At 66.6% G+C, this 24,545-nt stretch carries 22 protein-coding genes, 1 tRNA gene and 1 pseudogene; 13 read left to right on the top strand and 11 right to left on the bottom strand.

Going from position 1 to position 24,545, the window contains the following annotated elements:
• Nucleotides 1–57: 57 nt before the first annotated feature.
• The 4 genes and pseudogenes from ACIBJI_RS02555 to ACIBJI_RS02540 all read left to right on the top strand — a co-directional run.
• Entirely contained in the window at nucleotides 58–801 is a 744-nt protein-coding gene (locus ACIBJI_RS02555; protein WP_397082784.1) for an SDR family oxidoreductase, read from the top strand.
• On the top strand, nucleotides 783–2,528 hold the full coding sequence (locus ACIBJI_RS02550) for an L-aspartate oxidase (protein ID WP_397082782.1): 1,746 nt from the start codon (nucleotides 783–785) through the stop codon (nucleotides 2,526–2,528). The genes ACIBJI_RS02555 and ACIBJI_RS02550 overlap by 19 nt, the downstream gene beginning before the upstream one ends.
• 70 nt (nucleotides 2,529–2,598) lie before the next feature.
• Nucleotides 2,599–3,330: an SDR family oxidoreductase gene (locus ACIBJI_RS02545; RefSeq protein WP_397082780.1), complete on the top strand. Its 732-nt coding sequence runs from the start codon at nucleotides 2,599–2,601 to the stop codon at nucleotides 3,328–3,330.
• Nucleotides 3,230–3,757: pseudogene (locus ACIBJI_RS02540) on the top strand (sigma factor); the annotation flags it as partial. The gene ACIBJI_RS02545 and the pseudogene ACIBJI_RS02540, both read left to right, overlap by 101 nt.
• A 419-nt stretch (nucleotides 3,758–4,176) precedes the next feature.
• Here ACIBJI_RS02540 and ACIBJI_RS02535 read toward each other — a convergent pair.
• The gene (locus ACIBJI_RS02535; RefSeq protein WP_397082778.1) at nucleotides 4,177–5,427 is read right to left on the bottom strand and encodes a low temperature requirement protein A; all 1,251 of its coding nucleotides are present in this window, start codon (nucleotides 5,425–5,427) and stop codon (nucleotides 4,177–4,179) included.
• Between the two features lie 194 nt (nucleotides 5,428–5,621).
• On the opposite strand from ACIBJI_RS02535, the gene ACIBJI_RS02530 reads away from it, so the two are divergent.
• Together ACIBJI_RS02530 and ACIBJI_RS02525 are read left to right on the top strand one after the other, a co-directional pair.
• The gene (locus ACIBJI_RS02530; RefSeq protein WP_397082776.1) at nucleotides 5,622–8,360 is read left to right on the top strand and encodes an AAA family ATPase; all 2,739 of its coding nucleotides are present in this window, start codon (nucleotides 5,622–5,624) and stop codon (nucleotides 8,358–8,360) included.
• 151 nt (nucleotides 8,361–8,511) lie between these two features.
• A complete protein-coding gene (locus ACIBJI_RS02525; RefSeq protein ID WP_364341035.1) occupies nucleotides 8,512–9,255 on the top strand; it encodes an SDR family NAD(P)-dependent oxidoreductase in 744 nt (247 codons plus the stop codon).
• 17 nt (nucleotides 9,256–9,272) lie between these two features.
• Here ACIBJI_RS02525 and ACIBJI_RS02520 read toward each other — a convergent pair whose 3' ends face one another.
• The gene (locus ACIBJI_RS02520; protein ID WP_397082773.1) at nucleotides 9,273–12,086 is read right to left on the bottom strand and encodes an AAA family ATPase; all 2,814 of its coding nucleotides are present in this window, start codon (nucleotides 12,084–12,086) and stop codon (nucleotides 9,273–9,275) included.
• A 230-nt stretch (nucleotides 12,087–12,316) separates the two neighbouring features.
• On the opposite strand from ACIBJI_RS02520, the gene ACIBJI_RS02515 reads away from it, so the two are divergent.
• Genes ACIBJI_RS02515 through ACIBJI_RS02505 form a run of 3 tightly spaced genes read left to right on the top strand, consistent with a single transcriptional unit; the run spans nucleotide 12,317 to nucleotide 13,764 of the window.
• Nucleotides 12,317–13,042 carry a sigma-70 family RNA polymerase sigma factor gene (locus tag ACIBJI_RS02515; RefSeq protein ID WP_364341033.1) on the top strand — a complete coding sequence of 242 codons (726 nt, stop codon included), beginning with the start codon at nucleotides 12,317–12,319 and terminating at the stop codon, nucleotides 13,040–13,042.
• Entirely contained in the window at nucleotides 13,039–13,308 is a 270-nt protein-coding gene (locus tag ACIBJI_RS02510; RefSeq protein ID WP_364341031.1) for a hypothetical protein, read from the top strand. The genes ACIBJI_RS02515 and ACIBJI_RS02510 overlap by 4 nt, the downstream gene beginning before the upstream one ends.
• 30 nt (nucleotides 13,309–13,338) lie before the next feature.
• Entirely contained in the window at nucleotides 13,339–13,764 is a 426-nt protein-coding gene (locus ACIBJI_RS02505; protein WP_397082771.1) for a hypothetical protein, read from the top strand.
• A gap of 107 nt (nucleotides 13,765–13,871) precedes the next feature.
• Here ACIBJI_RS02505 and ACIBJI_RS02500 read toward each other — a convergent pair.
• The 5 genes from ACIBJI_RS02500 to ACIBJI_RS02480 all read right to left on the bottom strand — a co-directional run bounded on the left by ACIBJI_RS02500 (nucleotide 13,872) and on the right by ACIBJI_RS02480 (nucleotide 18,497).
• Nucleotides 13,872–13,944, bottom strand: a tRNA-Ala gene (locus ACIBJI_RS02500).
• 85 nt (nucleotides 13,945–14,029) lie between these two features.
• Entirely contained in the window at nucleotides 14,030–15,091 is a 1,062-nt protein-coding gene (glpR, locus tag ACIBJI_RS02495; RefSeq protein WP_364341011.1) for a gephyrin-like molybdotransferase receptor GlpR, read from the bottom strand.
• Nucleotides 15,092–15,417: 326 nt separating this feature from the next.
• Entirely contained in the window at nucleotides 15,418–16,068 is a 651-nt protein-coding gene (locus ACIBJI_RS02490) for a GNAT family protein (protein WP_364341010.1), read from the bottom strand.
• A 12-nt stretch (nucleotides 16,069–16,080) separates the two neighbouring features.
• Complete coding sequence (gene glp / locus ACIBJI_RS02485; RefSeq protein ID WP_364341008.1) at nucleotides 16,081–17,340, bottom strand: gephyrin-like molybdotransferase Glp; 1,260 nt, start codon at nucleotides 17,338–17,340, stop codon at nucleotides 16,081–16,083.
• A 200-nt stretch (nucleotides 17,341–17,540) separates the two neighbouring features.
• Nucleotides 17,541–18,497, bottom strand: coding sequence for a UTP--glucose-1-phosphate uridylyltransferase (locus ACIBJI_RS02480; protein WP_364341006.1), 957 nt, complete (start codon nucleotides 18,495–18,497; stop codon nucleotides 17,541–17,543).
• Between the two features lie 86 nt (nucleotides 18,498–18,583).
• Here ACIBJI_RS02480 and ACIBJI_RS02475 point away from each other — a divergent pair, with 86 nt between their 5' ends.
• The 4 genes from ACIBJI_RS02475 (at nucleotide 18,584) to mscL (ending at nucleotide 20,864) form a co-directional block, all read left to right on the top strand.
• Nucleotides 18,584–19,171, top strand: coding sequence for a 5-formyltetrahydrofolate cyclo-ligase (locus ACIBJI_RS02475; RefSeq protein ID WP_397083044.1), 588 nt, complete (start codon nucleotides 18,584–18,586; stop codon nucleotides 19,169–19,171).
• A gap of 69 nt (nucleotides 19,172–19,240) precedes the next feature.
• Nucleotides 19,241–19,537, top strand: coding sequence for an FmdB family zinc ribbon protein (locus tag ACIBJI_RS02470; RefSeq protein ID WP_396957301.1), 297 nt, complete (start codon nucleotides 19,241–19,243; stop codon nucleotides 19,535–19,537).
• Between the two features lie 111 nt (nucleotides 19,538–19,648).
• A complete protein-coding gene (locus ACIBJI_RS02465) occupies nucleotides 19,649–20,347 on the top strand; it encodes an SAF domain-containing protein (RefSeq protein WP_397082769.1) in 699 nt (232 codons plus the stop codon).
• Nucleotides 20,348–20,456: 109 nt separating this feature from the next.
• A complete protein-coding gene (mscL, locus tag ACIBJI_RS02460; protein WP_364341000.1) occupies nucleotides 20,457–20,864 on the top strand; it encodes a large conductance mechanosensitive channel protein MscL in 408 nt (135 codons plus the stop codon).
• 124 nt (nucleotides 20,865–20,988) lie between these two features.
• On the opposite strand, the gene ACIBJI_RS02455 is transcribed toward mscL, so the two are convergent.
• From ACIBJI_RS02455 to ACIBJI_RS02440, 4 genes are all read right to left on the bottom strand, one after another.
• Nucleotides 20,989–21,660: an MspA family porin gene (locus ACIBJI_RS02455; protein WP_364340998.1), complete on the bottom strand. Its 672-nt coding sequence runs from the start codon at nucleotides 21,658–21,660 to the stop codon at nucleotides 20,989–20,991.
• A gap of 149 nt (nucleotides 21,661–21,809) precedes the next feature.
• Nucleotides 21,810–22,484, bottom strand: coding sequence for an MspA family porin (locus ACIBJI_RS02450; RefSeq protein WP_364340996.1), 675 nt, complete (start codon nucleotides 22,482–22,484; stop codon nucleotides 21,810–21,812).
• 309 nt (nucleotides 22,485–22,793) lie between these two features.
• Nucleotides 22,794–23,465: an MspA family porin gene (locus tag ACIBJI_RS02445; RefSeq protein ID WP_397082767.1), complete on the bottom strand. Its 672-nt coding sequence runs from the start codon at nucleotides 23,463–23,465 to the stop codon at nucleotides 22,794–22,796.
• A gap of 62 nt (nucleotides 23,466–23,527) precedes the next feature.
• Entirely contained in the window at nucleotides 23,528–24,202 is a 675-nt protein-coding gene (locus tag ACIBJI_RS02440) for an MspA family porin (protein ID WP_397082765.1), read from the bottom strand.
• Nucleotides 24,203–24,545: the final 343 nt, after the last annotated feature.

Below are 24,545 nucleotides of genomic sequence, written 5' to 3'. Positions count from 1 at the left end.
CCTTGCTACAGGGGAACCGCGTCGGCCCCGCACACAGCGTCAACGAAAGGAATGACCATGAAGATCGTCGTTATCGGTGGCACCGGGCTGATCGGCTCGAAGGTTGTCACGCGGCTGGGCGAACACGGCCACCAAGCGGTTGCGGCCGCGCCCAATACGGGAGTGAATACGCTCACCGGTGAAGGAGTCAAAGAAGTCCTGCAGGGCGCGGACGTGGTCATCGACGTCTCCAACTCGCCGTCGTTCGCCGACGACGATGTCATGAAGTTCTTCCGGACCTCCACCACCAATCTGCTCGATGCCGCGGGTGGAGCCGGGGTCGGCCACTACGTCGCCCTCTCGATCGTCGGTACCGATCGGCTGCCGGAGTCGGGGTACTTCCGGGCGAAGGTGGCGCAGGAGGAACTGATCAAGGGATCGGGTCTGCCGTACTCGCTGGTGCACGCCACGCAGTTCTTCGAATTCGCCGGTGGCATAGCCGATTCCGCAACCGCCGGCGGTGAGGTGCGGTTGTCCGGCGCGAACGTGCGGCCGATGGCCGCGGCCGATGTCGCGGCCGCGGTGGGGCGCGCCGCGGCGGGCGCACCGAGCAATGGGACCGTCGAGGTCGCGGGCCCGGAGGTGTTCGGACTGGACCAGTGGATCCGCACCGTGCTGATCGCCCGCTCGGATCCGCGTGAGGTCGTCACCGATCCGCAGTCGCGGTATTTCGGTGCGGTGCTGAAGCTCGACAGCCTGTTGCCCGGCCGGGACGCGCAGATCGCGCAGACCCACCTGTCGGAGTGGCTGGCGCGCCAGTGATCCCGGACGAACGTCAGATCGCGACCTCGGTACTGGTGATCGGTACCGGGGGTGGCGGCCTGCGGGCCGCGATCGAACTCGCCGAGCGCGGCATCGACGTGCTGATGGTCGGCAAACGGCCCAAGGCCGATGCGCACACCACACTCGCCGCGGGCGGAATCAATGCCGCGCTCTCGACGATGGACCCCGAGGACAGCTGGCAACAGCATGCGGCGGACACGATCACCGAGAGCTATCTGCTGGCCCGCCCCGATACGGTGCGCATCGTCACCGAGAATGCCGCGCGCGGAATCGAGGATCTGGAGCGGTGGGGGATGCCCTTCGCCCGCGAGGCCGACGGGCGTATCTCGCAGCGGTTCTTCGGAGCCCATACCTTCCGGCGCACCGCGTTCGCGGGCGACTACACCGGCCTGGAGATCCAGCGAACGCTGGTGAACCGTGCTGCGCAGCTCGGCATCCGAATCATCGACACCTGTTATGTGACTCGAATCCTGGTGCGGGACAATGTTGTTTTCGGCGCGTACGGTTTCGATCTCGACAATGGCGCACGCTACACGTTCCGGGCCGACGCGGTGATCCTCGCCGCGGGCGGGCATACCCGGATCTGGCGGCGCACGTCCTCGCGTCGCGATGAGAACACCGGCGACTCCTTTCGGCTCGCGGTGCTGGCGGGCGGGCGAATCCGGGATCCGGAGCTGGTGCAATTCCACCCGTCCGGGCTGATCGAGCCCGAGAATGCCGCCGGCACACTGGTTTCGGAGGCCGCGCGCGGCGAGGGCGGTGTGCTCCGCAACGCCGTGGGCGAGCGTTTCATGAAGCGATACGACCCCGAGCGGATGGAGCTATCGACCCGCGACCGCGTCGCACTGGCCGCCTACACCGAGATCAAAGAGGGTCGAGGCACAGCGAACGGAGGTGTGTGGCTTGATGTTTCGCACCTGCCCCGGGAGACGATCATGCGTCGGCTGCCGCGCGTCTATCAGACGATGCTCGAGTTGCAGATGCTCGATATCACCCGGGATCCGATCGAAATCGCGCCCACCGCACACTATTCGATGGGTGGCGTCTGGGTGCGGGCGCAGGACCACGGCACGGGTGTCGAGGGTCTGTACGCGGTAGGCGAGGCGTCCAGCGGTTTGCACGGTGCCAACCGGCTCGGCGGCAATTCGCTGATCGAACTGTTCGTTTACGGCCGGATCGTCGGAGCGGCCGCGGCGGAGTACTCGACCGCGTTGTCCGCGCAGCGGCGATCGGAGGGCGCGCTCGCCGACGCCCGTCGTGAGGTCGACGAACTGCTGGCGGCGGACGGCCGGGAGAACGTGCGGGCCCTACAGCGCACGCTCCGCGACACGATGACCGAGCATGCCGGTGTGGTCCGCGACGACGCCGGGCTGCGAAAGGGTTTAGCCGAACTCGACGGGCTCGAGGAACGAATGACGGATATCGGGGTGCACCCCGATCCCGCCGGCTTCCAGGATCTGGCGCATGCCTTCGATCTGAAATCCTCGGCGCTCGCCGCCCGCGCCACCTTGGACGCGGCCCTGGAACGGCGCGAAACGCGAGGCTGCCACAATCGTTCGGACTACCCGGAACTCGATCCCGAGTTGCGCGTGAACCTCGTGTGGTCGGGGTCCGGGCGCATCGAACGGGAAATGATTCCCGACGTTCCAGCCGAAATAGCCCGCCTGATGCGTGATGTGTCGACTATCGGGAAGCTGGTCGAATGATCCCGGCGCGCAATCGAATTGCCGAAATTTTCAACCAATCAATAATGAATTCAGGGAAAGGTCCGGAGCTATGAAGGTCGCTGTTTTCGGTGGTACGGGATTGATCGGATCCAAGGTCGTGGACCTGCTGAACACGCAGGGCCACGAGGCGGTGCCGCACTCGATATCCACGGGCGTCGATGTGATCACCGGGGAGGGGGTGGACAAGGCGATGGCGGACAATGATGTGGCGATCAACCTGACGAATTCGCCGACCTTCGATGCGGCGTCCGCGGACTTCTTCCGCACGTCGATGGACAACCTGGTGGCGGCCGCGGACAAGGCCGGTGTCCGGCACTTCGTCATCCTGTCGATCGTCGGCGTGGATCAGGTCCCGAATCTGGACTACTACCGGGCGAAGGCGTTGCAGGAGCTCATCCTCGCGAACGGACCGGTCCCGTATTCGATCGTCCGGGCAACGCAATTCATGGAGTTCATCGACTCGGTGCTGTCCTGGACCGCCGATGACGAGACCGTCCGCCTGCCGAGTACTCCGATTCAGCCGATCGCCGCGGCGGATGTCGCCGCGACCGTGGCGGAGGTGGCGGTCGGCGCACCGATCAACGGTGTGCTGAATGTCGGTGGACCCGACACCTATCCGCTTACCGAGCTCGGCCGAATCACGCTGTCCACCAAGGGAGATCAGCGCAGCGTGACGGTCGATGAGACCGCCGGAATGTTCGCCGCCGTTCCGGGGGACGTGCTCACCACCAAGGGTGACGCAATCATCGCACCCACCCATTACCTCGACTGGCTCCGCTGAGTCCTTGGACAACACAACGGGCAAAGCGGTGGAAGACTTCGCCACGATCAGGCCACGGCTGTTCGGCATCGCCTACCGCATGCTGGGCAGCGTCGCCGACGCCGAGGACATCGTCCAGGACGCGTGGGTGAAGTGGCAGTCGTATGAGCAGCGCGATTCGGTCCGCGATTCCACCGCTTTCCTCGTCACCATGGTCACTCGGCTATCGATCAACGCCACGCAGACCGCGCGTGCGCGTCGCGAAACCTATATCGGCCCATGGCTTCCCGAGCCGGTGGATACCAGCGCCGATCCGCTGCTCGGCGCCGAAACCGCCGAGGCCTTGGAGACCGTGATGCTCGTGGTACTGGAGCGGCTCACGCCGACCGAGCGGGCGGCTTTCGTGCTGCGGGAAGCCTTCGGCTACCCCTTCGGTCGAATCGCCGATGTGCTCGATGTCAAGGAAGCCACCGCTCGCAAACTCTTGAGCAGGGCGCGCCGGAGCATCGATACCGAGTGCCGGGTGGCGGTCGATGAAATACATCAACGTCGTTTGCTCGCAGCATTTCTCGCCGCCGCACGGTCCGGTGACTTCAACGATCTGGAGGCGTTGTTCGCCACCGATGTCGCCAGTTACGCCGATGGCGGCGGCAAGTTGCGCAACGTCTCGCTGATCCCGGTGCTGGGGCGTACCCGGGTGGCGAAATACGTGGCGGCGTTCGCCTCGCGTTTCTGGGCCGGAACCGCTGCCGAGTCAATCCAAGCCAACGGTCGCCCCTCGGTGCTGATCCCGGGATGGCATTCCGGTTGCTTGGCTCACGATCAGCGCGTCCGGCAACGAGCGTATCGACGGTATCTACTGGGTTTTCAACCCCGAGAAGATCGCCCGAATCGCCGCGGCAGCCGCGAACCGGCCCGCGGCGGAGTGATGGTGATCGCCACGACTGCCGCGGCGACGAATGCGACCACCGCAACCGTCACCACCGGAATTCCGGCCGTGGCTACCGGTGCGATGAGCACCACCGCCGCCGCACCGAACAGCACTCGTGCGCGAATCGGAGTGCGCGCAGTGATTCCCGCATGCGCCACCCACAACAGCACCAGGAACAGCGCGGTCGGCAGCGCCACCGCGTAACCGGTGACGAGTGAGCTCGATCCGGTATCGCCGCTGCGCACAGCGACTTCCAGCCCGGCGCCGAGCGCGGCCAAGGCCGCGAAGACCGCGTAATGGGTGTAACCCCACAGGAATGACCACGTTCGCCGTTCGGTCAATCCCTCCCCGCTCGGTTCGAGTTCGTACAGCCACCACACCGCGAACAAGAGGATCAGCCCCGAAAGCGCGGTCACCACGAGCGATGGGCGGAACCCGCTGTCCAGGGCGTCGGCGATACCGGTGGATACCGCGAGCACGCTCTCGCCGAGCAGGATGATCGTGAAAAGGGCATAGCGCTCGGCGATATGGTGCGGATGCCATGCGGTGCCGTGCGCGCGCTCGGCCCATACCGGTACCGCGAGCTCCGCGGCCGCGAGCGCGAGGAACGCCAGATGCGTTGTGAATCCGTGGAATACGCCGAGTTCTGCCAGTAGCAAGCGCAGCAGCCACAGCACTTGGAGTACCGCGATGCCGGCCGCGTATCGCAGCGCGGTCCGTCGCCCCGTCGGGTCCTCCCGTGCCGCTCGGAGCCATTGCGCCGCCAAGGCACCGCGCATCACCAGGTAGCCGAGCGAGATCGCCAGGTAGTCCTCGTGCCCGAACGCGGCGGGCACGCCCGCGGCCAGCACCAGCACACCGGCCATCTGTGCCAAGGTCAGCAGGCGATAGGGGACATCGTCGGTGTCGTAGGACGAGGCGAACCAGGTGAAATTCATCCACGCCCACCAGATGGCGAAGAAGACCTGAAGGAACGGCAGCACACTCGGCAGTGGATGACCGGCGCTGACGGTGTGCGCGAGCTGCGCGACGATGGCGGCGACCGCGACCACGAATGTCAGGTCGAACAGCAACTCGAGCTGCGTCGACGCGCGATGGGGTTCGTCGACGGACCTGCCGCGCATCCGGGCATGCAGGAGCACACCGGGTCTCGCGCCGGTGGGGAATGAGGTCGGCGTCGTGGTCATGGATGGCCGCTCCTGACATGGTCCGAGGGTTTGCAAGTAGGACAAGGCAACGGGTGTCATTTGTGACGCGGCGGCGTCACGTCTGCCGCCGCGAAATCGGAGCAGGACTTCCGAATTAAAATGGTTCAAGCCAGGATGATGTCTGCACGGTTGCTGGACCAACCGGCACGGATCTACCGCAGCGGAGGCAGGCGATGATGGCGTTTCGGGGGCAGCTCGAACTGGTAGGCCGGGGAGCCGAGAGCGCGGTCCTCGATCAGATGATCGCGGCGGTCCGCACGGGTGAGAGCCGGGTGCTCGTCGTGCACGGCGCGCCCGGCGTCGGAAAGTCCGCGCTGCTGGCGTATTTGGAGGATGCGGCGACGGACCTGCGGGTACTGCGCGCGGTCGGCGTCGAGTCCGAGATGGAGTTGGCGTTTGCCACCCTGCACCAACTGTGTGTGCCGCTGCTCGATCGGCTCAATGCGCTGCCCGCACCGCAGCGCGACGCACTCGAGACCGTGTTCGGAATGCTGACGGGCACACCGCCGGACGGGTTCCTGGTCGGGCTGGCGGTACTGAGTCTGCTCTCCGACGCCTCGACGAACGCACCGGTGCTGTGTGTCGTCGACGACGCGCAATGGATGGACCGGGCCTCCGCGCAGGTGCTGGGCTTCGTAGCCCGCCGGCTGCTCGCAGAGTCGGTCGCGCTGGTCTTCGCCTCCCGCCGGCGGGGTCAGGATCTGCTCGGTCTTCCCGAGTTGGAGGTCGCCGGGCTCGGCGAGGCCGATGCGCAGGCCCTGCTGGATTCGGCGACCCACACCCGGCTCGACCGCCATATCCGCGATCGAATCGTGGCCGAGGCCAGGGGAAACCCGCTCGCGCTGCTGGAATTGCCCCGCGAGCGGACCGTCACCCAGCTCGCGGGTGGGTTCGGCCTGCTGCACACCGATACACTGCCCAACCGGATCGAACAGAGCTTTCTGGCCAGGATCGAAAGGCTACCCGAGCAGAGCCGACTGCTCCTGCTGATCGCTGCCGCCGAGCCGGTCGGTGATCCCGCCCTGGTGTGGCGGGCCGCCGAGCGTCTCGGCATCACACCGGCGGCGGCCATCGGCGAGGAGACCGAGGAGCTGCTGTCGTTCGATATCCGAGTGACCTTCCGTCACCCGCTCGTACGTTCGGCCGTGTACCGAGCCGCCCAGGACGAGGATCGCCGTGCGGTGCACCTGGCCTTGGCGGAGGTGTCCGATCCGCAGCTCGACCCTGACCGTCGGGCCTGGCATCTGGCCTCCGCCGCCGCTGAACCGGATGAGTTCGTCGCCGCCGAGCTCGAGCGTTCCGCCGGCCGTGCCCAGGCGCGCGGTGGACTGGCCGCCGCGGCCGCATTCCTGCAGCGGTCCGTGGCCCTGACCATCGATCCCGCGCGGCGCGCCGAACGGGCGGTGGCCGCCGCGGATGCCAGCGTGCGCGCGGGCGACCTCGATGCCGCCCGTGGTCTCGTCGACATCGCGGAACTCGACGCACCGGATGAATTGCTGCGCGCGCGAGCTCTTCTGGTGCGTGGCCGGATCGCGCACGCGGCCGGGTTCAACAGCGAAGCTCCGCCGATGCTGCTGGCGGCGGCGCGGCGGCTCGAACCCTTCGATTCGGATCTGGCGCGTGAGACCTATCTGCTGGCCTGGGGCGCGGCGGCCTGGGGCGCGGCTGATGCCGAAAGCCTCGCCGCGATCTCCGAGGCGATCAAGAAACTGCCTGCGCCGCAGGGTAATCTGCGCCCCATCGATCTGGTGCTCGACGGCTGTGCGCTACTCGTCACCGAAGGTCGCGGCACCGCGATCACCGCTTTGCGTACCGCGATGACCGCACTCGTCGACCTGCCTGTACCGGACGTACTGAAGTGGGGCTGGGCGGCCTGCGGGCTGAGCCCGGCGGTCTGGGACGAACAGGTCATGCTCGAAACCTACAGTCGCGCGGCGGAAGTGGTGCGCGCCGCGGGCATCCTGACCGAGCTCCCGATCTACCTCGCCTCGCTGGGCGCGGCGACCTCGCTGGTCGGGGACTTCGCCGCCGCGGCCGGAATCGTCATCGAATCCGAAGGCATCGCCGCCGCCACCGGCATCCCCCTCGCCCCGTACACCACGATCATTTTGACCGCGATGCAGGGCAAAGAGGCCGAAGCGTCGGCGTTGATCGCCGCCACCATCGACGAGGCCGGAGCGAGTGGCCAATTGACAGGGGTGACCACAGCCAACTGGGCTGCGGCCGTCCTCTACAACGGACTCGCCCGCTATGACGAGGCGCTCACCGCGGCGCATGCCAGCACTCACATCGCTCAGCTGGTCGTCTCCGTATGGGTGCTGCCCGAGCTCATCGAGGCGGCCGTGCGCACGGGAGAAGACCAGGTCGCTCACGACGCACTCGCTCGACTCGCCGAGGCGGCGCAGGCGTGCGATACCGATTGGGCGCAAGGGGTTTTGGCGCGCTGCCAAGCCCTACTGGACGACGGGGACACCGCGGACGAGCGCTATCGCGAGGCGGTCGAGCGGTTGGGCCGGACACTGTTGCGCCCCGATCTGGCGCGCGCCCATCTGCTGTACGGCGAATGGCTGCGGCGGCACTCCCGGCGCGTCGACGCGCGGGAGCAACTGCGCACCGCCTACGACATGTTCGTCTCGATCGGTATGGCGGCATTCGCCGAACGCGCCCGCCGCGAACTCCTCGCCAGTGGTGAGAAGGTCCGCAAGCGCACCGTCGAAGCCACCAGCGATGAGCTGACACCGCAGGAGCGGCAGATCGCGGTCCTCGTCGCCGAGGGACTCTCCAACCCGGAGGTGGGTGCGCGGTTGTTCCTGAGCCCGCGAACGGTCGAGTGGCATCTGCGCAAGGTCTTCACGAAGTTGTCGATCACCTCTCGCCGTCAGCTTCGGGGCGCGGTGCCGTTCGCCGAATAAGGTCCCGTACCGCCCACTTTCGGCTGTGCGTCAATCCCTGGTCCGCAGAACCAGGGGGTCTCCCCGGGGCGACCGGGGGCCTGGACGCGCGAGTCTGATCGGGTCGGCGCCACCCGCCGAATACATCCCGACCCGGGGAAATGAGGCAGTCATGTCAGATCGGCAATTGGATGGAGCGGTCGCGCTCGTGACCGGCGCGAGCAGCGGCATCGGCGAGGCGACCGCGCGTCGTCTCGTCCGTGAAGGGGCGGCCGTCGCGCTGGTCGCGCGCCGCGGTGACCGGCTGGACCGGGTCGTCGACGCACTCACGAGCCTGGGCGGTTGCGCCATCGCGGTGGCCGCCGACATCACCGAACCGGAGCTCGCCTATCAGGCGGTGGAGCAGGCGCACGATCGGCTCGGCCGCCTGGACGTGCTGGTCAACAGCGCCAGCATCATGGTGTTCGATACCGCGTTGCATACCCCGATCGAGGAGTGGGACCGGATGATCTCGCTCAACGTGTCCGCGCTGCTGCATGTTACGCACGCCGCCGTCCCCTACTTGATCGACGCGGCCGCGACATCGGCACGGCGGGTAGCGGATCTGGTGAATGTGGGCTCACCGGCGGGTCGGGTGGCCCGCCCGGCCGGCAGCGTCTACAACCTGACAAAGTTCGGCCTCAACGGGTTCACCGAATCGCTACGCCAGGAGCTGCTGCCCGAATGCGTGCGGGTCAGTGTGGTCGCGCCCGGCATTGTGGATCAAACTGGCGGCGATGGGGTCCGCGTGCAGGTGAGCGGCATCGATGCACTGCGAACCGAGGACATCGCGGACACCATCGCCTACATCGTCACACGGGAGCGGCGGGTGGCCATCAACGAGGTGTTGGTCCGGGCGGGCGGGCAGATCTGGTAGCCGGACCGCACGATGGATCAGCTGTCGAGCGCGCCGCGGAGCTCTTTGCGTGAGGTGAGATCGAGCTTGGTGAAGACCTTGCGCAGATGCCACTCCACCGTGCGGGGACTGATGAACAGCTCGGCACCGATTTCGGAGTTCGTGAGCCCTGCGCCGACCAGCCGTGCGATCTGCGCTTCCTGCGCGGTGAGAGCCGCACGGGCCTCGATGGCGGGCTGACGTACCGACTCGCCGGTGGCCAGCAGTTCGCGGCGGGCGCGTTCCGCGAAAGCGTTGGCGCCGAACCGATTCAGCATGCCATAGGCGGTCCGCAGGTGCTCCCGTGCTTCCACGCGCCGGTTCTCCCGGCGCAGCCACTCGCCGTACACCAGATGGGTGCGCGCGAGGTGGACCGCGATCCGGCTGCGTTCGAGGCGTTCGATCGCCTCGCGGTACAGCTGATCGGCGGTGTCGCCGGCGCTGACCAGCGCTCTCGATCGAGCAAGCACGCCGAGCGCCCAATCGGTGCCGCTGGCGTCCACTCGTTCCTCGAGTCTTCGCACCGCGGCCTCAGCAGTCTCGCGCGCGCCGAGGCGGACCGCCGCCTCCACCAACTCGACGACCGCGAAACCGAATCCCCCCAATTCATCGTATTCGCAAGCCTCTTCAGCGCTGGCCAGGGCAGCCTCGTATTGACCGAAACCGTTGTGCAGCACCGCGAGCAAACCGTGCCCCATACCGATCGCTCGCCCCTCGCCCCAGGTGGACGCCCAGCGACACTTCGCCTCGATCATCGTCGCGGCCTGGGCGTCCTCGCCGCGCCAGGCGACGAGTAGCAGCGTGGAGAATCCGAGGGGCGAGTTGCCGGCCGCCCTGGTGATCTCGTCGGACTCCTCGATCAACGTCGCGGCCGTGTCGAACTCTCCGGCGTGTACATGCACGGCCGCGCGGTAGGTGAGCGCCAGCGGGAGGAAATTGAGCGCCCCGGTTTCCCGTGCCGTCCGGAGTGCATAGCTGCTCAGTTCGTGCCAGGTCTCGTCCTCCCATAGGTCGGCAGAGGCCGGCCAGGTCAGCCAGAGCCAGCGCATGATGTCATGGGCATTGCCACCGGCATCCTTGCGGAATGCCCGCAGCGCATGCTTCAGCGCGGCGGCACTCTCGACATAGCCTTCGGCGTACCGCGCCGCCAAGCCGTCGAGTAGCGTGTCGACCAGCCGTGGTGGGTGTGGTCCCGGTGGTGCGGCGCGGGCCGCCTCGGCCACGGTGCGAACGCGGTCGGGGCCGTTGCGGAGGCCGCCGAAAACCGCGGATCCCATCGCTTCGAGGTAGGCTTCGCGCGCCTGGTCGGGATCGCTGGATTCCAGTTGGACTGCTGCGTCGAGCAGTAGCGGCAGCGCATCGCCTCCGCGCTTGCGTGCGAACACTATCCGGCCGCGCAACCGTGCCAGGCGTCCGCGCTGGAGTTCGTTCAGCGGTCCCATCTCCGCCGCGGCAAGCAGTTCGAGCGCGGCGTCGGGGACGCCGGCGTCGAATGCGGCCTGCGCGGCCGCCATCGCTCGCACTCCGCGTCGGCTCAGGTCGGGCGTCAGCCCGGTCGCTCGGCGCAGGAATGCGGCGGCGGCCGCGACGCCGCCGCGGGCCTGTGCGCGCTCGGCTGACCGTTCCAGTTCACTGGCGACCGCCTCGTCCGGTTCGACCACCGCGCTGGCGCGATGCCAGGCCCGGCGGTCCGGGTCGGACACCGGATCGGTCGCGTCGGCCAAGGCGCGATGGACATTTCGGCGATCGTGGGGGTCCGCCGCGCGGTAGGCGGCCGAGCGGACCAGTGGATGGCGGAAGCGCACCCGCGCACCGAATTCGATGAGTCCTGCGGCCTCGGCCGCCGCCACGGCGTCCGGTCCGATGTCGAGGCGCTCGGCCACGCGCCGCAATAACGACACGTCACCCACCGGTTCGGCCGCCGCCACCAGCAGCAGTCGTTGCGCCGCCACGGGAAGCGATTCGATCCGGCGCAGGAAACTCTGCTCGATCCGGCTCGGCACCGGTTGTGCGTCCGGGCGACCGAACCCACCGGCCAGCTCCGCGGGAGTCAAGCCGCGTGGTAATTCCAACAGCGCCAACGGGTTACCGCGAGCCTCGGCGACGATCCGGTCCGCAACCCGCTCGTCGAGCCGCCCGGGGATCGCCGATTCCAGCAGTGCGCGTGCGTCACCGTCGCGCAGACCGCGGATCGTCAGCTCGGGCAAACCCGCCAGCGGATCACTGCCCGCATCGGGGGTCGGAGTCCGCACCGCGAACACCAGCGCCACCCGCTCGGCGAACAGTCGGCGCGCGACGAAGGCCAGTGTCTGCGCGGACACCTGATCGAGCCATTGAGCGTCATCGACCACGCAGATCAGCGGCTGCTCCTCGGCCACCTCCGCCAGCAGACTGAGCACCGCCAACCCGACCAGAAACCGGTCCGGCGCGCTCCCGGAACTGAGACCGAACGCGACGGCCAAGGCCTCCCGCTGCGGGGCCGGCAGCCGGTCGAGATGCTCCATCATCGGCGCGCACAGCTGGTGCAAACCGGCGAACGCCAGCTCCATCTGAGATTCGACACCTGAGGCCCGCGCGATCCGGCATTCTTCCGCATTGCCGGCCAGGTACTCCAGCAACGCGGACTTGCCGATTCCGGCCTCGCCGCGCAACACCAGGGTCCGACTCCGGCCGGAACCGGCGTCGCTCAACAACCGGTCCAGCGGCTCACACTCGGCACGCCGGCCCTGCAGCCTACGCAGAGCGTCGCTGCGCGACATCACACCACCGCCGAACTCGAGAAGCCCGACCACTGTCGGCGCGGGCGCATTCATGATGTCACCTCGTGGCCGTGGGCTCGAGATCCGTCCCCGGTGGCCTCTGCCACAGGGCAGGGATGCGAGAGACACGTGTCCCTGGCCAGTGTCCCCCGGGGATTCGCCCGGGATTGCCAAGGGCGCGACCGGGCATCGCGCCGAGAGACGGTGAATGAGCGGCTTACCTGCGCCGTTCATTCGATCGCCGAGTCAGGTGGCGGTCGAGGCAGCCACGAAAGGACGACCCCATGTGCATGCCGAGCACCGCCGATGTCATGTCCGAGCCGGACTCGCGGACCGGTCCACCTTCGCCGGAGGCAGCCCGATACGTATCGGATTTCCAGGGCCTGCGTCCGCGCCTGTTCGGAATCGCATACCGGATGCTGGGTCGTGCGACCGACGCCGAGGACGTCGTCCAGGATGTCTGGCTCCGGTGGCAGGGCACCGATCAGACCCTGGTGCGTGACCGGATCGCGTTCCTGGTAACCATCACCACGCGAGTCACGCTCAATACCGCCGGTTCGGCCCGCGCTCGCCGGGAGATTCCTGTCGACCGCTGGCTACCCGGACAGGTGGTCACTTCTGAGGACCCGGCATCGGTGGCCGAACTGTCAGCGGACCTCGAGGATGCCGTCCTGGTCCTGCTGCGCCGATTGTCGCCCACCGAACGTGCCGTCTTCGTGCTGCGTGAAGCATTCGACTATTCGTTCCGTGACATCGCCGAGCGGCTCGACATCAGCGAGGCCAACGCACGGCAACTCGGACGGCGCGCCCGCACACACCTCGCCGGGGTACGTCATCAGCCCGTCGATCGAGCAGCCTGCGGTCAGTTGCTGAGGGCTTTCCTCGCCGCCGCTCAGGGTGGCGCTGTAGCGCACCTGGAACGACTGCTCGTCGACGATATCCGCGCGGCCGCGCAAGCCATTCCTGTTGTCCCGTCACGAAATTCGAGAGCTGCGCGGACCTTGGTATGACGACAACACAGAAAGGCATTCAGATGAAGCCCAGCCTCGAAGCGTCGGCGCAGCAGTTCGCCGCCACTGCCGCGCATCCCCCGTTCCTATATGAACTCGGCCCCGACGGTGCCCGCAAAGTACTCGACGACATCCAGGCCGCGCCGATCGAGATGCCGCCGGTTCAAGTGCAATGGGTGACCGTGCCCGCCGAGGTCGGCGATGTGCGGGTGCGCATCGTCAAACCCGCTGACGCCGTGGGGTATTTGTCGTTGTCCGGTAGGTAGGCATCCCAACGCGCCGCCGGCACGCTCACCGTGGCGCTAGCCGTCGGTGGCCTCACCGTCGCATGTACCGGCAGCACTTCCCACGCCGGGCCGGCCGAGGACGCGCCCAAACCGACGATCGTGCTGGTGCACGGCGCGTTCGCCGACGGATCGAGCTGGAACGACGTCATCGACAAGCTCCGCAGGGATCGGTATCCCGTTGTGGCGGCGGCCAATCCGCTGGGCGGCCCGGCCTCCGACGCCGCCGCCCTGCGCGGGTTGATCAGCCATATCAACGGTCCTGTGACCGTGGCGTCCGCACCCGCGACACCCACGGGCGGGCTCGGTCTTGACATCAATCCGCGAGGACCAGGTGAGACCCCACTCATGGCGAGCACGGCTCGCGGTCGCGGTATTGACAGTGCGCCTACAGACGTAATCAACACCGACGACCACACACCTTGGGGCGCTTACTAGAACACGAAAACAGGTAGTGACCAGGTGATACACGGTATCCGGCCAGGGGTGGCCTTATGCCCGAAAGGTGGCAAACCCCTGATCAAAATGCTTTTCTTGTCAATTTGTGGAGCTAAGGGGAATCGAACCCCTGACCTTCTCGATGCGAACGAGACGCGCTACCAACTGCGCTATAGCCCCGTGCGGCTCCGGGGAACCGCGCTGTGACACTGTATCAGGCGGGGTGGGCAGACTCCGAATCGTGTGGTTGACCTGTGCGGATGGGTCAGGCGCCTGCTGCGCGGCGCATGTCGGCGGCGCTGCGGCGCAGGGCGCGGGCAGTGGCGGGGTCGAAGGTTTCCAGGTGTTCGAACATGGGTTCTTCGTCGTCCACCTCGATGAGGACGGAACGGCGGCGCAGGGCGCGGGCGGTGTCGCGGTCCATGACGCGCTGTTGGGCGCGCTGCTCTGCCTCGCGTTCCGCCTCGATGTGCTCGCCGCGGCTGCGGGCCAGGCGGGCGAGGCGGCGGCGGCGGATTTCCTCCTCCATGCGGACCTGCTTGCGTAGGTACGCCAGGTAGGTCACCAGGACGAGTGCGGAGCCGCCGCAGCCCCACCAGAACATGGGGCTCAGCGCCACCGAGAGTCCGCCGCAGGTGAGGACGGCCAGGACGAGGCCGAGGACCGCGCGCTGGCGGAAGGTGTAGCGTGCCGCGCGCGCGATGGCGTCGGCTTCCGGGTCGAAGCCGCCGCGGCCGCGCCGGGTCGGCACGAAATCCGAGTCGTCGGAGTCGGATTCGTCGAATCGAGCGGGCGCCGCTGTCCGGGCCGGAGGGATTCGGGCACCGGTCGATTCGGTGTGCTCTAAAGCCACCCGGTCATCATCGGCGGTCGCCGGTTGCTTCGCAGCCGTTCGGGCCGTTGCGATTTCGGCATTGTCGGAATCGGCGGCGTCGAGTTCTTCGGCATCGTCGTCGAATTCACCCTCCGCACCGTCGAATTCGTCGATTTCGGCATCAGATATCGCCGACTCGGCTTCAGGCGGGTTGTCCGCGGGATCGTCGTCCTCGGTGACCTGCTCGTCGGCCGGTGGGGTCATCCGGTCCTCCGCATCATCGCTGTGGGAAAGCTTTCTCTGCACTCGGGTCGGCCGGTAATCCGGATCACTGTCGTGGCCGGCGGCCGGGCCACTCTTGGTGCGCCGCTTGGAACCTCCGCGGTGCAATACGCGGGTCGCCAACGCCGCGTCGGTCGTCTGCCTGATCCTGGGGTGCCGGTCGGCGAGGATCGGGAACAGCACGAAGACCCAGAGCACTACCAGGCCGATCCACAGGATCGAATTCGGCATCTCGCCTCCGCACCTCCGTCCCCGCCGCATCGTCCGCTCGACCTTTCGACCGGGTCGCACCGCGCCCCGTCGCGGTGCGTTCGCTCGCCGCAAAACGCCTCGGACGGACGGACGTCCGGCCGCCGTGAGGTGTATTCGGCACCGCCTCACAGGCTGGATGCCGGGGGCGCGGGGCGCACCTCCGACGTCCGTAGGTTAATTCCGTGTCGCACCAAGTTCGGTCAGGCGCGCCGTGCACATACGCCACACCTGTCACAGTTCCACCATTTGCGCCGCGCGTCGAAAACGGCCGGGCGCGTCGAAAACGGCACGGGCGTACAAGTATTTCAGGGCAGCGCGGCCCGCCCATCGCGCACAAGTCGATCGATGACGGTCCCCGCCACCTCCTCGACGGTGATGCCGACCAGCAGGTGATCACGCCAGGCCCCGTCCACATCCAGGTACCGCTTCAGCAGCCCCTCCTCGCGGAACCCCACATTGCGCAGAACCGCTTGACTGGCCAGGTTTTCCGGCCGCACGGTCGCCTCGACCCGATGTAATCCGACCGGCCCGAAGCAGTGGTCCAGCCCGAGCGCCAACGCGGCTGTCGCCACACCCTTCCCGCCCGAATCCTTGGCCACCCAATAGCCGATCCACGCCGACCGCAGTGCACCGCGCACGATATTGCCGACGGTCAACTGCCCGCTGAACGCGCCGTCGACCTCGATCACGAGCGGAATCATCGCACCGCGCCTGGCCTCGGACTTCAGACTCGACCACAGCGACGGCCAGTTCGACACGTGGTTGCGCGCCTCCCAGGCACCGCGCCCGGTCGGCTCCCACGGCTCCAGATGCGCCCTGTCGCGCAACCGGATCCGGCTCCATGCCGCCGCATCGCGCAACCGCACCGGACGCAACGTCACCTCCCCGGCCGCGACGCGCACCGGCCCCAGATGCGCGGGCCAACCGGGATGCTGCGTGGCCCGGAACACATTCATCGTCTCCACGCCTCAGCCACGCTGTGCGAGAAATGCGACCCGGACCTCGTCACCGGTTCTGATCTCGGTGTCGTCCGGGTCGATCACGATCAGACTGTTCGCCTCGGCCAGCGTGGCGAGCAGATGCGACGAACCGCCCGTGCCGCCGCCCAACGGCTGCACCAGGTAGTCGCCGGTAGCCTCATCACGCATGAGTTGCGCGCGAAGGTAGCCCTTGCGTCCGGCCATGGAGGTGATCGGGGTGATCGTTCTGGCGCGAATGATCCGGCGCATGGGATGTCTGCGCCCCAACGCGATTCGGATCAACGGTCGCACCATAACTTCGAAAACCACCAGCGCGCCAACGGGATTCGACGGCAGCAGGAAGGTCGGCACCTCATCGCGCCCGAGTCGCCCGAAACCCTGTACGGAGCCGGGATGCATAGCGACCCTAGTGATTTCGAGTTCACCGAGCCCCTCGAGTGCCTCGCGCACCTGCTCCGAAGCCCACCCCCCGATGGCCCCCGCGATCACCACGACCTCGGAGCGAACCAACTGCCCCTCCACCACATCGCGCAGCCGCCGCGCATCCGAACTCACGATGCCGACCCGGTTCACATCCGCGCCCGCATCGCGCGCGGCGGCCGCCAGCGCATAGGAATTCACGTCGTAGACCTGTCCCGGTCCAGGCGTGCGATCGATATCGATCAACTCGCCGCCCACCGAAATCACCGACAGCCGCGGGCGTGGATGCACGAGCACTTTGTCCTGACCGACCGCGGCGAGCAGACCGACTTGCGGCGCACCGATGATGGTGCCCGCACGCACCGCGACATCGCCGGGCTGCACATCGTCACCGATACGCCGGACATAGTCACCGGATCGCACCGGCTCGTACACCTTGATCCTGGCGCGGCCGCCATCGGTGAAATCCAAGGGCAGCACGGCATCGGCCAGTGTCGGCAGCGGCGCACCGGTATCGACCCGCACGGTCTGGCGCGGCTGCAATCGGATCGGCTGCTTGGAACCGGCGACCACCTCGCCGACGACAGGCAGCGTCAGATCGACCAATTCGCCGTCCTCGTCACGGATATCGGTGCCCGCGGCGGACACATCGACGCTGCGCACCGCGTAACCGTCGATGGCGGCCTGATCGAAGCCGGGCAGCGGCCGCTCGGTGACGACGTCCTCGGCACACAGCAGGCCTTGCGCCTCGGAGATCGCGACCCGGACCGGCCGGGGCGCGACCGCCGCGGCCGTCACCTTGATCTGCTGATCCTCAACCGAGCGCATCCAGCCCTTCCTGATCTCTGTCGCCGACCCGATTCCGCGACCGCGCAACCGAACCCGCGCGGCTCTGCCCGATCCGCGGTGTTCCCGGGGCTCTGCGTGGTTACGCGAGCTGCCGCCTCCGAGCCCGTCGCTCACACCGCAGATGAACCATCATTCGTACCCGACGGTCCACTATCGGCGAAACCCGACGCCCGCGCCTATCAGTCGTAGGTCGTCAGCTGCGGGTCCCAGTCCGCACTGAGCCGATGCTGCAGCCACTCCCGCAGGGCGGGGCCGTATTCCTCTCGTTCCAAAGCGAAATCGACCGCAGCACGAAGATAACCGCCCGGGTTGCCCAAATCGTGGCGCGACCCACGGTGGACCACCACATGGACCGGATGGCCCTCCGCGATGAGCAGTGCGATCGCGTCGGTGAGTTGTAGCTCCCCGCCCGTGCCGGGTTCGATCCGGCGCAGCGCATCGAAGATGGCGCGGTCCAACAGGTATCGCCCCGCGGCCGCGTAGGTCGACGGTGCGTCCGCAAGCGCGGGCTTTTCCACCATTCCGTTGACCCGCAGCACATTCGGGTTCACCGCATCGGGCACCGGCGCGACATCGAAGACACCGTAGGCGCTGACCTGATCCTTGGGAACGTCGATGGCGCACAACACAGTTCCGCCGCGCTTGCGCCGGACCCGGCTCATCACATCGAGCACGCCACACGGCAGCACCAGGTCATCGGGCAGCAGTACGGCGATGGCGTCCTCGTCGTCATCTAGGACGCCCTCGGCCTGAGCGACGGCGTGACCGAGGCCCAGCGGCTCGTCCTGGACCACCGAGGTGACATCCAGCAGCGCGGGCGCCTTGCGCACCTTCTCCAACAACTGGAACTTGCCGCGCTCGGCGAGTGTGCTCTCCAGCACCAAGTCCTCTACGAAGTGTGCGACCACGCCGTCTTTACCCGGCGAGGTCACGATGACCAGCCGCTGCGCACCGGAATCGGCGGCTTCCGTCGCAACCAGTTCGATGCCAGGAGTGTCCACCACCGGCAGCAACTCCTTGGGCACGGTCTTGGTCGCGGGCAGGAACCGCGTCCCAAGTCCGGCCGCGGGCACGACGGCCGTGCGGAAACACGACACGACTGCGCCATTCGCGGATTGTCCGGCCTTTGCTGTCATACGCCTACCCTATCCATCCGTCACCGGCCCGAAGCAGCCGTCACGCCGACTCGGGTCCCGGTGAGCTTAAGGTGATCACTGTGGAGATGCCCGGCGAGCGCGACAAACATGCCTGGCGGGCGGAAATTACTGCTCGACGGGCCGCGATGACCAGGGCAGACCAGGAAACCGAGGCGCGTGAGCTGGCCCACAGTGTCGCCGGACTCGACGTCCCCGCATGGGTGTGCGCGTACGTGCCGATGCACGACGAACCGGGATCGACGGCGATGCTGACGGCACTGCGCGCGGCTGGCGCCCGGGTATTGCTGCCGGTCACGGGGCCGCCGGGTCCCTTGCAATGGGCCGAGTTCATCAGCACCGATGATCTGCGGCGCGCCAGATTCGGACTGCTGGAGCCCGCGGGTGAGGTGCTAACCGATGCGATCGCCCTGGCGGAGCTGGTCCTGGTCCCGGCGCTGGCGGTGGATCGTCGCGGCGTTCGACTCGGCCGCGGCGCTGGGTACTACGACCGAACACTGGCCGCGGCTCGGCCGACGGCGCGGTTTATCGCGGTGGTACGCGACGACGAACTGCTCGACCGGCTCCCCGAGGAACCACACGATCTGCGCATGGGCTGGGCACTCACCCCGCATGGCGGACTGCATCGATTGGGTAGCGCTGGGGCTGCGGAATGAAATGCCGATTAGCGGTGTTGGCACTGTCGGCTGTAGAGTGCCAGATTGACGAACCCTGCGGAGGATCCAGTGCCAACTTATTCATATGCGTGCACCCAGTGTGACAACCGCTTCGACATCGTTCAGTCCTTCACCGATGAGGCGCTGAGCGTCTGCTCGGAGTGCTCTGGCAAGCTGCGCAAGCTCTTCAACTCGGTCGGCATCGTGTTCAAGGGCAGCGGTTTCTACCGCACCGACAGCCGCGGCGGCTCCTCGACCGCCAGCGAGCCCGCGAAGTCGGACAGCGGTGCAAGCAGCTCCACGTCGAGTTCGGATTCCGGCTCGTCGAGCAGCTCCAGCACCACCAGCACGGCCGTCGCCAGCTGAGTTCCGCCTGATAGAAGCAGCCCTGCGGGAGCTATCCCCAGGGCTGTCGATATCCACAGGACAGACTTTTCTCGGGCGAGTCGCGGTGCTGGTGACCATAGGCTCCCCGGCATGGCTCCCCTGGGCATCATTCCGTCGGGCACGACCCGATCGTTCGCCGATCTCGGCCGCGGCGACTCGCTTCGCTCGACTATCTGGAACAGACCGCCATGGGCGGACGCGCTACTCGCTCGACGCCTGCTCGCAGCCGCCCTCACCGCACTCGCGATCGTCCTGTTCCTGCGCGGCGATCCCGGCAGCGCACGCACCGAGGTCTTGGTCGCCGGACGCGATCTGCCGCCGGGTCATCTGCTCGAGGCGACCGATCTGCGCTCGACACCTCTCGAATCCGGCACACTGCCCGCGGGCGCGGTCGACGATGTCGCCGTTCTGGTCGGCGCGACGCTGACCGGCGGAATGCGCACCGGCGAGATATTCACCGATCTGCGCATTGTCGGACCGCGACTGGCGGCGGTCGCCGCCGGGGCGGGTGATGCCCGCATCGTGCCCATTCGACTGGCGGATACGGCAGTCGCGGAAATCCTGCGGACGGGCGACCGGGTGGATGTCATCGGGGCCGAGGAACAGAGCGGTCCCGGCACTCGGCCCGCCCGGCTACTCGCGATCAATGCCGCGGTCGTGCTGGTATCGGATCCCGGTGATCGGCGCGGCGCGCCCGAGCGCGTGGTGTTGGTAGCGATGGACGCCGAACACGCCACCGCGGTGGCCGCCGCATCGCTGCGCACCGCCCTGACGGTGGTTTTTCATTGAGCAATGTTGCCGAGCATTTGCCATCAAGGTCAACTAGCATCGGTCGATACGGCAGCCCGAACCGCCGAGCACAACGAGTCAGCTCCCACCCGAAGAGGAGATATCGGCAATGTTGAAGGGTTTCAAGGAATTCCTACTCCGCGGAAACGTCGTCGACCTGGCGGTAGCCGTGGTGATCGGTACCGCGTTCGTCGCGATCGTCACCGCGTTCACCAATGGCATCATCAATCCGATTCTGGCCGTCTTCGGCGAACGCGATGACCTCGGCCTCGGTTTCCAGTTAGTTGCTGACAAACCGGCGACCTTCGTGCAGGTGGGTCCGATCATCACCGCGGCCATCAATTTCGTGGTCATCGCGGCGGTGCTGTACTTCGTGCTGGTGCTGCCCGCACTGCACGCGAAGAAGCGGTTCGGCACCACCCCGGACACCAAACTCAGCGATTCCGAGGTGCTGATCCAAATCCGCGACCTGCTCTCCGACAGCCAGCGCAGCGGGGGCGGACGTCACGAATTCTAATCGAATTCCCCTGCCCGACAGATAAACACCGAATTCGACTGCGCCACAATCACATACGGCAATTCCCTGCGCCACAAGGCAAACGGGCCCGTCGCACACGCGACGGGCCCGTTCAAATATTCGATCAGCCGAGGCTGAACGGCTGGCCCCACAGAGTGGTCCAGGTGATGACGTTGTCGGTCTCCACCTCGACACTGACGAAGGCCCGCGCCTGCGCGTAGCCACCACAGCCGCTGAGACCGATCGTCTCATCGGCCCAGGTGACCGAGCCACTGCCGCCCTTGAACTTATTGCGCTTCTTGTGCGCCTCATTGCCGAAGTCGTCGGCCTGCTCGAGATCGAGCACGTAGAACGACTGCGCCTGGCCGGGACCCAGACTCAGGTTGGCGCCGCTGCTGGCGCTCACCTTCGGCTTGACGTTCTGGCTGTCGCTCCAGTCCAGACCACCGGTGACGCCGCCCTCGGCACCGCCGCCGTCGATATTCACTTGGCAGGCAACGACATAACCCGGGAAGATCGCGCCGTTCCAGCCGTCGGTCACCTCGACCTGCGCGCTACCCGACACCCACGCATTGCGATGCACCGGTGTTGCGCCCATGGACGGATTGATATCGGCCGATTCGCCGACCAGCCGGATGGTGAGAACCGTTCCGTCGGACAGCGTTTTGACTATTTGGCCGCCCGGCAACGGAACAAAGGTGTCGGCATTGGCCGCACCGGTGGACAACAGGCCCAGCGCCAGCGCGGCGGCGCCGCCGAGCCCGGCGACGCGCGCCACAAACTTACGATCGATCATGATTGGTACTGCCCCTAGCGATTGAGTTCGATGAATTCGATTCGGCGAGTGGATATTCGACAGATCCCCGCGGCGTTGCCGTCAGGTCCGGACGCGGCAACATGCGTAACCACGTAGGGCCCGGGAACGCCGCGAATCGGATACTGCGGTCAGCCGATGCTGAACGGCGCTCCGTACAGGGTGACCTTGGAGTAGTTGTCGCCGATGATCTCGACCACGGTGTAGGCACGCGCCTGGGCATAACCCGCGCAGCCCTGGATCTCGATCTCCGCATCCTGATATTCGACCGAGTAGCGTCCCGGCTTCAGAATGTCCTTGTAATCGATTTGAACGAACTTGACATCGCCCGGGCCGAGATTGAGCCCGATCGACCCACCGAGCGAACCGCCCGAGAGGTTGATGCCGCCGGAAACACCGGCCGAGATCGCGTTATCGGCGATGCTGACCTGGCAGCCGACGATATAACCGGTACTCAGCTGCGAAGCACCGTGCGTCGAGGAGTTATTCGTACCCGGCGCTCCAGAAGCGCCGTTATTCGGGCCGATGCTGCCCTCGGGAGTGACGGACACATCGGCATTGGCGTTACCCGAGACCCACACGACTCGGCCTGCGCCATTGGCGGCCAAAGATGGTGAAATCAAGGCGTGTTCGGCCGTCCGGCTGACGGTCACGCCCGGGCCCAGCTTCTGGCCGTCCGGCAACGGCACAAAAACATCGGCGTTGGCAGCGCCGGTCGAAAGCAGGCCCATCCCAGCAGCGGCGGCGACAACGGCACCCGCGATGCGGACACCTCGACGCAGACCGCTGGTGCGGTTCTTGCTCATACTTCCCCTCATCGGATTCTAGCGGTCGCCCTCGGGGTACCGAGGCCGAAAACCCTTTCATGCCGACACCGCTCGCTGGAAAGACATTGGCCATCAAGCGGTTTGCCGACAATCTCGTCGGTGGACGATCTTGGGTGCGCCCAATATTAGTGGTTTGCGCCGAATTCCTGTGAGATTTCGCACATGTTACCGTTCGATCCGCTACGATCTGCGAATTTGGCTGGGCGCTAAGGGGTTTCATCACGAAAACGGGCCCGCCGCGAATGCGACGAGCCCGCTCGGGTTTTCAGGGGGCGATGCCCCTGCCGATCAGCCGAGGCTGAACGGCTGGCCCCACAGAGTGGTCCAGGTGATGACGTTGTCGGTCTCCACCTCGACGCTGACGAAGGCCCGCGCCTGCGCGTAGCCACCACAGCCGGTCAGACCGATGGTCTCATCGGCCCAGGTGACCGAGCCACTGCCGTTCTTGAACTTATTGCGCTTCTTGTGCGCCTCATTGCCGAAGTCGTCGGCCTGCTCGAGATCGAGCACGTAGAACGACTGCGACTGGCCGGGGCCGAGGGTGAGGTTGGCGCCACTGGTCGCGCCGACACCACCGGTGACATTCTGACCATCACTCCAGTCCGCGGTGCCCTCGACACCACCGGTGGCGCCACCACCGGAGATGTTCACCTGGCAGCCGACGGTGTAGCCCGGGAAGATCGAGCCGCCGCCGTCACCGGATACCGAGACCTGAGCGCTACCCGAAACCCACGCGTTGCGGTGCAGCGGGGTCGAGCCCATGGACGGGTTGATGTTGGCGGATTCGCCGGTCAGGCTGATGGTGACGACGGTGCCGTCGGACAGCGTCTTGGTGATCGAGCCACCCGGCAGCGGCACAAAGGTATCGGCGTTCGCGGCGCCGGTGGAGAACAGGCCAAGAGCGACAGTGGCAGCGGCGCCGACACCGGCCACCCGTGCCACGTTCTTACGGTTGATCATGCTAATAATCCCTCGAGGGTTGATTCGCTTGAGCGAGAAGAATATTCGTGGATTGACCGACGTCAGCCGATGCTGAACGGCTGCCCGTAGAGGGTGGTCTTCGAGTAGTTGTCACCGATGATCTCGACGACGGTGTAGGCACGCGCCTGGGCGTAGCCCGCGCAGCCCTGGATCTCGATCTCGGCATCCTGGTACTCGACCGAGTAGCGACCCGGCTTCAGAATGTCCTTGTAGTCGATCTGCACGAATTTCACCTCGCCGGGGCCGAGGTTGATGCCGATCGAACCGCCGAGCGAACCACCCGAGAGGTTGATACCGCCGGAGAGACCGGCGGAGATGGCATCGCTGGCGATGCTGACCTGGCAGCCGACGATGTAGCCGGTGCTCAGCTGTGATGCGCCGTGGGTGGAGGAGTTGTTGGTACCGGGAGCACCGGAGGCGCCGTTGTTCGGGCCGACAGTGCCTTCCGGCGTAACGTTCACATCCGCGACGGCGTTGCCCGAAACCCAGACCACACGGCCGGCACCGTTGGCTGCCAACGAAGGCGAAATCAGGGCGTGCTCACCGGTTCGGGCGAGCGTCACGTCGGGGCCGTTCTTCTGGCCGTCCGGCAACGGCACGAAGGTATCGGCATTGGCAGCACCGGTCGAAAGCAGGCCCATGGCCACGGCCGCGGCAGCGCCGACGCCCGCGATCCGGGCACCGCGGCGCAGACCGTTGGTGCGGTTCTCGCTCATACTTCCCCTCATCAGGTTCTAACAGTCAACCTCGACCATCGAGGCTGGACGTTGGTCCTCTCAGGCCCAGCTCAGTTTGTGCCCCGATTGTTGCCGATGTGTAACCGGCTGTTATTTCGGCGCAACGGTCAGTGCTGGCATCGGAACCGAGCCGAGTTCCGCCGAGTCGACAAACGTACGTGCCGCACCCGGGCCCGCGAGGTCCAGCAGCGTGGGTGGCTCGTGGCGAGATTAAACCGACCAGTAACGGTCTGGCAACGTAAGTTTTCGTTAAGATCAATGTGATCTAGCTCACACCGTCTCAAATGCTCATATTGCTTGACGTGCATAAACAGGAACGAAG

The sequence above is a fragment of the Nocardia sp. NPDC050408 genome, assembly GCF_044458905.1.
Taxonomy (GTDB): Bacteria; Actinomycetota; Actinomycetes; order Mycobacteriales; family Mycobacteriaceae; genus Nocardia.
This window is presented reverse-complemented; position numbering and strand designations above follow the sequence as displayed.

What these genes read in the sequence shown, in the direction of transcription:
- ACIBJI_RS02530 (WP_397082776.1), top strand. Translation starts at nt 5,622, where the DNA reads ATGATGGCGTTTCGGGGGCAGCTCGAACTGGTAGGCCGGGGAGCCGAG.
- glp (WP_364341008.1), bottom strand. Translation starts at nt 17,340, where the DNA reads ATGCGCTCGGTTGAGGATCAGCAGATCAAGGTGACGGCCGCGGCGGTC.
- ACIBJI_RS02440 (WP_397082765.1), bottom strand. Translation starts at nt 24,202, where the DNA reads ATGAGCGAGAACCGCACCAACGGTCTGCGCCGCGGTGCCCGGATCGCG.
- ACIBJI_RS02545 (WP_397082780.1), top strand. Translation starts at nt 2,599, where the DNA reads ATGAAGGTCGCTGTTTTCGGTGGTACGGGATTGATCGGATCCAAGGTC.
- ACIBJI_RS02520 (WP_397082773.1), bottom strand. Translation starts at nt 12,086, where the DNA reads ATGAATGCGCCCGCGCCGACAGTGGTCGGGCTTCTCGAGTTCGGCGGT.
- ACIBJI_RS02525 (WP_364341035.1), top strand. Translation starts at nt 8,512, where the DNA reads ATGTCAGATCGGCAATTGGATGGAGCGGTCGCGCTCGTGACCGGCGCG.
- ACIBJI_RS02490 (WP_364341010.1), bottom strand. Translation starts at nt 16,068, where the DNA reads ATGAATGTGTTCCGGGCCACGCAGCATCCCGGTTGGCCCGCGCATCTG.
- ACIBJI_RS02510 (WP_364341031.1), top strand. Translation starts at nt 13,039, where the DNA reads ATGACGACAACACAGAAAGGCATTCAGATGAAGCCCAGCCTCGAAGCG.
- ACIBJI_RS02555 (WP_397082784.1), top strand. Translation starts at nt 58, where the DNA reads ATGAAGATCGTCGTTATCGGTGGCACCGGGCTGATCGGCTCGAAGGTT.
- ACIBJI_RS02465 (WP_397082769.1), top strand. Translation starts at nt 19,649, where the DNA reads ATGGCTCCCCTGGGCATCATTCCGTCGGGCACGACCCGATCGTTCGCC.
- ACIBJI_RS02480 (WP_364341006.1), bottom strand. Translation starts at nt 18,497, where the DNA reads ATGACAGCAAAGGCCGGACAATCCGCGAATGGCGCAGTCGTGTCGTGT.
- ACIBJI_RS02450 (WP_364340996.1), bottom strand. Translation starts at nt 22,484, where the DNA reads ATGAGCAAGAACCGCACCAGCGGTCTGCGTCGAGGTGTCCGCATCGCG.
- glpR (WP_364341011.1), bottom strand. Translation starts at nt 15,091, where the DNA reads ATGCCGAATTCGATCCTGTGGATCGGCCTGGTAGTGCTCTGGGTCTTC.
- ACIBJI_RS02535 (WP_397082778.1), bottom strand. Translation starts at nt 5,427, where the DNA reads ATGACCACGACGCCGACCTCATTCCCCACCGGCGCGAGACCCGGTGTG.
- ACIBJI_RS02445 (WP_397082767.1), bottom strand. Translation starts at nt 23,465, where the DNA reads ATGATCAACCGTAAGAACGTGGCACGGGTGGCCGGTGTCGGCGCCGCT.
- ACIBJI_RS02455 (WP_364340998.1), bottom strand. Translation starts at nt 21,660, where the DNA reads ATGATCGATCGTAAGTTTGTGGCGCGCGTCGCCGGGCTCGGCGGCGCC.
- ACIBJI_RS02475 (WP_397083044.1), top strand. Translation starts at nt 18,584, where the DNA reads ATGCCCGGCGAGCGCGACAAACATGCCTGGCGGGCGGAAATTACTGCT.
- mscL (WP_364341000.1), top strand. Translation starts at nt 20,457, where the DNA reads ATGTTGAAGGGTTTCAAGGAATTCCTACTCCGCGGAAACGTCGTCGAC.
- ACIBJI_RS02515 (WP_364341033.1), top strand. Translation starts at nt 12,317, where the DNA reads ATGTGCATGCCGAGCACCGCCGATGTCATGTCCGAGCCGGACTCGCGG.